Source organism: Allosphingosinicella sp., from assembly GCF_036387215.1.
Lineage (GTDB): Bacteria > Pseudomonadota > Alphaproteobacteria > Sphingomonadales > Sphingomonadaceae > Allosphingosinicella.
On record NZ_DASVUE010000060.1, the window covers coordinates 1 to 4,952 of the forward strand.

A 4,952-nucleotide genomic window follows, 5' to 3' on the forward strand; every position below is an offset into this window, starting at 1 on the left:
CGCCAGACCGTCTACGAGATCGCCGCGGCCGACATCGAGGCGCAGCTCGGCGCCGGCGGCCTCTCGCCCGAGGCAAGGGCAGGGGCGGAGGCGCGGCTGAAGGAGTATCAGGCGACGGTCGCGCGATACGACAGCGAGCCCGACGCCGCGGCGCCGGGCGATCCGCTGAAGGGCGAGGGCAAGAAGCAGCTCCGGGCCCAGGCGCAGGCGTTCGAAGCGGCACGCGAACGGGCCGCCGCGCAGGACGATAATTTCGACATGGCCGAGGTGTTCCTGCAACTGGCGCTCGTGCTCGGCTCGGTCGCCATCCTCGCGCTCAACCGCTGGGTGCTGATCCTCAGCGCCGCGCTCGGCGTCGTCGGCACCCTGTTCACGATCAACGGCTTCTTCCTCCTGGTCTAGGGCCGGAGGTTCCGGAAGGTGATCGAGTAGCGGAGCGCCTCCATCTCGGGGATGCTGTGCTCCCAGTCGGTCCGCGATGGGCCGCGGAGGAGATAGGCGGAGCGGGGTTCGGCGATGAGCGAGGCCCGCTCCCATTTCTGGCCGCTCTTCCTTCGGAAGCGGAAGCGGCAGGGGGCGAGCAGCGAGATGCCGATCGTGTCGCCGAACACCGAACGGTCCTTGTGCCAGCCGATCCCGGCGCCGGGCGCATATTCGGTCAGCAGCACGTGCTGCAGATCTTCCGCCGCGAGCCCGGCGAAGGCCGCAGCCCGCTCGCGCAGCGGCAGCAGGAAGTCCGGCATGTCATCGGCCTTCCGGAGGCCGGAGCCGTCGAACACATATTGCCAGCCGAAGGAGACCACCCGCCGCTTGCCGAGATAGCCCTGAAACTCGAATTCCTTGAACGGCAGCAGCGCCAGCCGCTCCGCAAGCGCCTGCTCCTCCTCCGGGGTGACGAAGTCCTGCGCGAAGCGGAAGCCCTCCGGCAGCGCCGGCGGATCGGCAAGGAAATTCAGCTGCTTATTCATCGCGTTCCACCGATAACCATTCGTTTCGGCGCGGGTTCAGAATCGTTCGCCGCAAATTCGCGCACCAGGGATTCGCTTCCCGCGCCTTTTGTGCGCCAATCGCACGGCCAGCCATGTTCAGTCGCCTGGGGAGGGGGCAGGAATGTTGAAGATCCTGATTGTCGAAGACGAGCCGCTGCTGGCCAAGACTCTGAAGCATCTCATCGAGCTCAATCCGCGCTTCGAAGTGATCGCGATCGCCGACGACCTGCAGAGCGCACTCGATGCGGTGGAGGAGCGGCGGCCCGACCTCGCGCTCGTCGATCTCCAGCTGGCGCGCGGCTCGACCGGCTTCACGGTTGCGGTCAAGCTCAACGAAATGGATGTGCCCAGCCTCTTCACCACCGGCAAGGCGCCGTCCTTCCCGATGCCCGATCTGGCGCTCGGCTGCCTGATGAAACCCTATACCGAGGAAGACATCGTCCGTGCGCTGAAAGCGGCCGAGGACCTCCTGCGCGGCCGCGAGCGGCTCCGCCCGAGCCGTCCCGGCAACCTCACCATCTATTCGGAAGCTCCGGAGCCGGCGCTGGTTGAGCCCGGCGAAGCGTTCCTCCCGGAGCCGGCGCTTGCGGAGCGCAAGTCGCTGAAGTCGGTGCTCTCCAGCTGGTGGAGCGCCTGAGGCGAAGCGGGCCCGGCATCGCTGCCAGGCCCGATCCCCTTAGCAGCTGCGTCCGATCTCGCGGCCGATCAGAGCGCCCGCGGCGCCGCCGATGATCGCTCCGGTGGTGCCGCTGCCGCGGCGATAGCTGTAGTAGCGGCGGCCGCCGTCGCGCCCGATCTCACGGCCCAGGAGAGCGCCGGCCGCACCGCCCACGATCGCACCCGTCGTGCCGCTGCCGCAGCGGCCGCGGCGGTAATAATTGTCGCCGCGATAATAGCGGTCGCCGTAATAAGCGCGCGGCGCGTAGCCGTAGCCGTAGCCGTAAGAGCGCGGGGCATAGGTATAGCCGTAGCCGTAGCTCCGCGGATAATAGCCGCGTCCGTAATAAGCGCGGGGGTAATAATCCCGGCGGTAATGGTCGCCATAATAGCGGTCGTAGCCGCGGTAATCGTAGCCGTAGCCGCGATGCCGGCCATGGGCCTCGGCGCTTGCGGGAAGTGCGGTGAAGGTGGCGGCGATCGCCGCGGTGCCGAGAAGAATTTTCTTGAGCATTGGAACAGGCTCCTGTCGATACTGGCAGGCGGCGCCCCAACGCGAACGGCTCCGATCGGAGTCGCCGGACGCCGTCCCTGACGCTTCGTTAATCATGATTTTGCTGTCCGCCGGATGAACGGCAGCAGGCTTCAGCGGGTGAACTTCTCGCCCGCCTCGGCTTTGCGGACGAGGAGTTCGGAGAGCTTGAAATCGACGCCCAGGCGCTCCTGCTGGCGCCGGATGCCTTCGACGATCTTGGGCAGCCCTTCGGTGTCCGCCCAGAACATCGGTCCGCCGCGATAGACCGGCCAGCCGTAGCCGTAGATCCACACCACATCGATGTCGGATGCGCGCTGTGCGAAGCCGCCCTCGAGGATCAGGGCGCCCTCGTTGACCATCGTGTAGAGGGTGCGCTCGATGATTTCCTGGTCGGAAATCTCCCGCTCCTGGACGCCTTCGCGGGTACGGAACTCTTCGATGATCTCCTGCACCTTTGCGGAGGGGGAGGGGCGGCGCTTCTCGTCGTAGTCGTAGAAGCCGGCACTCTTCTTCTGGCCCCAGCGGTCGATGGCGCAGAGCGCGTCGCGGATATTCTCGATGCGGCTGGGGTCGCGGTGCCAGCCGATGTCGACGCCGGCGAGGTCGGCCATCTGGAACGGGCCCATCGGCATGCCGAATTCGACATGGACGCGGTCCACCTGTTCCGGGGTCGCGCCTTCCAGCAGAAGCCGCATCGCCTGCGTCTGGCGCGGGATCAGCATCCGGTTGCCGATGAAGCCGTAGCAGACGCCCGCGACGACGGCGACCTTCCGGATCTTCTTGGCAAGCTGCATCGCCGTCACCAGCACGTCCGGCGCCGTCTTCGCCCCACGCACGACCTCGAGCAGCTTCATGACGTTGGCGGGCGAGAAGAAGTGCAGCCCCACCACATCCTGCGGCCGCGACGTGGAGGCGGCGATCTCATCGATGTTGAGGTAGGAGGTGTTGGAGGCGAGGATCGCGCCGGGCTTCGCGATCTTGTCGAGCCGGCCGAACACCTCCTTCTTCACGTCCATATTCTCGAATACGGCCTCGATGATGAGGTCGCATTCGGAGAGCGCGTCGAAGTCGAGCGTGGGCTTCAGGAGACCCATTGCCTGGCCGACCTGCTCAGCGGTCATCTTACCCTTGGCCGCAGTCGCCTGATAGTTCTTGAGCATCACCCCGGTGCCGCGGTCGAGCGCGTCCTGCGCCATTTCGACGATCGTCACAGGGATGCCGGCGGAGAGGAAGTTCATCGAGATGCCGCCGCCCATCGTCCCGGCGCCGATCACGCCGACGCGGCGGATGTCGCGCGGCTTGGTGTCCTCGGGCAGCCCCTCGATCTTCGAGGCCTTGCGCTCGGCGAAGAAGAAATATTGCTGCGCCTTGGCCTGGGTGCCGCTCATCAGCTCCATGAAGAGCTGCCGCTCGGTCGTCACCCCCTCGGAATAGGGCTTCGCCACCGCCGCCTCGATCGCGCGCACGTTGAATTCCGGCGCATCGAAGCCCCGGAATTTCTTCGCGTTCGCCTTCCGGAACTCATCGAAGATGCCGGGGTTTTCCCGTGCTTCCCGTAGCTTCTCGTCCCGCTCGCTCGACTTCGGAAGCGGCCGCGTGTCCTTTACCTCATGCGCATAGGCAACCGCGTGCTGGAGGAGGTCGCCCTCGATCAGCTTGTCGACGAGACCGGCCGCGTAAGCTTCCTTGGCGCCGACCGGATTGCCCGTCGCCGCCATTTCGAGTGCGCGCCGGACGCCGGCCACGCGCGGCAGCCGCTGCGTTCCCCCGGCGCCGGGAAGCAGGCCCAGCTTCACCTCCGGCACGCCGAGCTTCGCCGACGGCACCGCGACGCGGTAATGACACGCCAGCGCGACTTCGAGACCGCCTCCGAAGGCAGTGCCGTGGATCGCGGCGACGACCGGCTTCGTGCATGCTTCGATGCGGTCGACCACCTGCGGAAGCATCGGCTGCGCGAAGGCCTTGGGCGTTCCGAACTCGCTGATGTCCGCGCCGGCGAAGAAGGTCTGGCCCTGGGCAATGATCACCACCGCTTTCACGGCCTCATCCGCATCCGCTTCCTCGATCGCCTTCACCAGACCCTCGCGAACGGCGTGGCCGAGGGCGTTCACGGGCGGATTGTTGGACGTGACGATCAGGACGTCGTCGTGGCGGTGGGTTGAAATCGGGCTCATTCGTGTCTCCGGATCAAATGGCCGTGCGGCCGTAGCTTTGCCTGTTGAACGGGTGCGAGGAGGAAAGGCCGCCGTCGACGACGAGCGCATGGCCGTTGACGTAGCTGCTTTCATCGGATGCGAGGAAGAGTGCAGCGTTGGCGATCTCTTGAGGTTCGCCGCCGCGTTTCAGCGGGTTGAGGTGGCCAAGCATCTGCTCCTGCCCCTTGGCGCGGGCGCGTTCGTAGACGAACTCGGTCATGCCGGTTTCGATGAGGCCGGGGCAGATGGCGTTGACCCGCACGTGCGAGCCGGAAAGCTGCTGGGCGGCGGTCTTGACGAGGCTGATCACGCCCGCTTTTGAAGCCGAATAAGCTGGCCCGCCCGCGCCCGAGCGGATGCCGGCGACGCTCGCCGTGCAGATGATCGACCCGCCGCCGCGCTCCTTGATCACGGGCGCGGCGTGCTTGATCGCCAGGAACGGCCCGATCAGGTTGATGCGCAAAATCTCCTGCCAGTCCCCCGCCGACTGCTCGAAGATCGAGGCGAGGCCTCCCGACACACCGGCATTCGCGAAGAAGATGTCGAGGCCGCCATGCTCCCGCATCGCCGTTTCGA

General features: G+C 66.4%; 6 protein-coding genes. 2 read left to right on the forward strand and 4 right to left on the reverse strand.

The window, feature by feature from the left end:
- Positions 1-402: DUF4337 family protein (locus VF662_RS02840; protein ID WP_464137469.1), on the forward strand; the 402-nt coding region annotated here is incomplete at its 5' end.
- On the opposite strand, the gene VF662_RS02845 is transcribed toward VF662_RS02840, so the two are convergent.
- Entirely contained in the window at positions 399-968 is a 570-nt protein-coding gene (locus tag VF662_RS02845; RefSeq protein WP_464137472.1) for an alpha-ketoglutarate-dependent dioxygenase AlkB, read from the reverse strand. The genes VF662_RS02840 and VF662_RS02845 overlap by 4 nt on opposite strands.
- 142 nt (positions 969-1,110) lie before the next feature.
- Here VF662_RS02845 and VF662_RS02850 point away from each other — a divergent pair, with 142 nt between their 5' ends.
- Positions 1,111-1,626, forward strand: coding sequence for a LytR/AlgR family response regulator transcription factor (locus tag VF662_RS02850; RefSeq protein WP_464137474.1), 516 nt, complete (start codon positions 1,111-1,113; stop codon positions 1,624-1,626).
- Between the two features lie 39 nt (positions 1,627-1,665).
- On the opposite strand, the gene VF662_RS02855 is transcribed toward VF662_RS02850, so the two are convergent.
- The 3 genes from VF662_RS02855 to VF662_RS02865 all read right to left on the reverse strand — a co-directional run.
- Positions 1,666-2,160, reverse strand: a complete 495-nt coding sequence (locus VF662_RS02855; protein ID WP_464137476.1) for a hypothetical protein — start codon at positions 2,158-2,160, stop codon at positions 1,666-1,668.
- 131 nt (positions 2,161-2,291) lie between these two features.
- A complete protein-coding gene (locus VF662_RS02860) occupies positions 2,292-4,355 on the reverse strand; it encodes a 3-hydroxyacyl-CoA dehydrogenase NAD-binding domain-containing protein (protein WP_464137478.1) in 2,064 nt (687 codons plus the stop codon).
- A 13-nt stretch (positions 4,356-4,368) separates the two neighbouring features.
- The coding region (locus VF662_RS02865; RefSeq protein ID WP_464137480.1) for an SDR family NAD(P)-dependent oxidoreductase at positions 4,369-4,952 on the reverse strand (584 nt) is incomplete at its 5' end.

Coding starts and splice junctions, on each gene's coding strand:
- VF662_RS02845 (WP_464137472.1), bottom strand. CDS start 968: ATGAATAAGCAGCTGAATTTCCTTGCCGATCCGCCGGCGCTGCCGGAG.
- VF662_RS02860 (WP_464137478.1), bottom strand. CDS start 4,355: ATGAGCCCGATTTCAACCCACCGCCACGACGACGTCCTGATCGTCACG.
- VF662_RS02855 (WP_464137476.1), bottom strand. CDS start 2,160: ATGCTCAAGAAAATTCTTCTCGGCACCGCGGCGATCGCCGCCACCTTC.
- VF662_RS02850 (WP_464137474.1), top strand. CDS start 1,111: ATGTTGAAGATCCTGATTGTCGAAGACGAGCCGCTGCTGGCCAAGACT.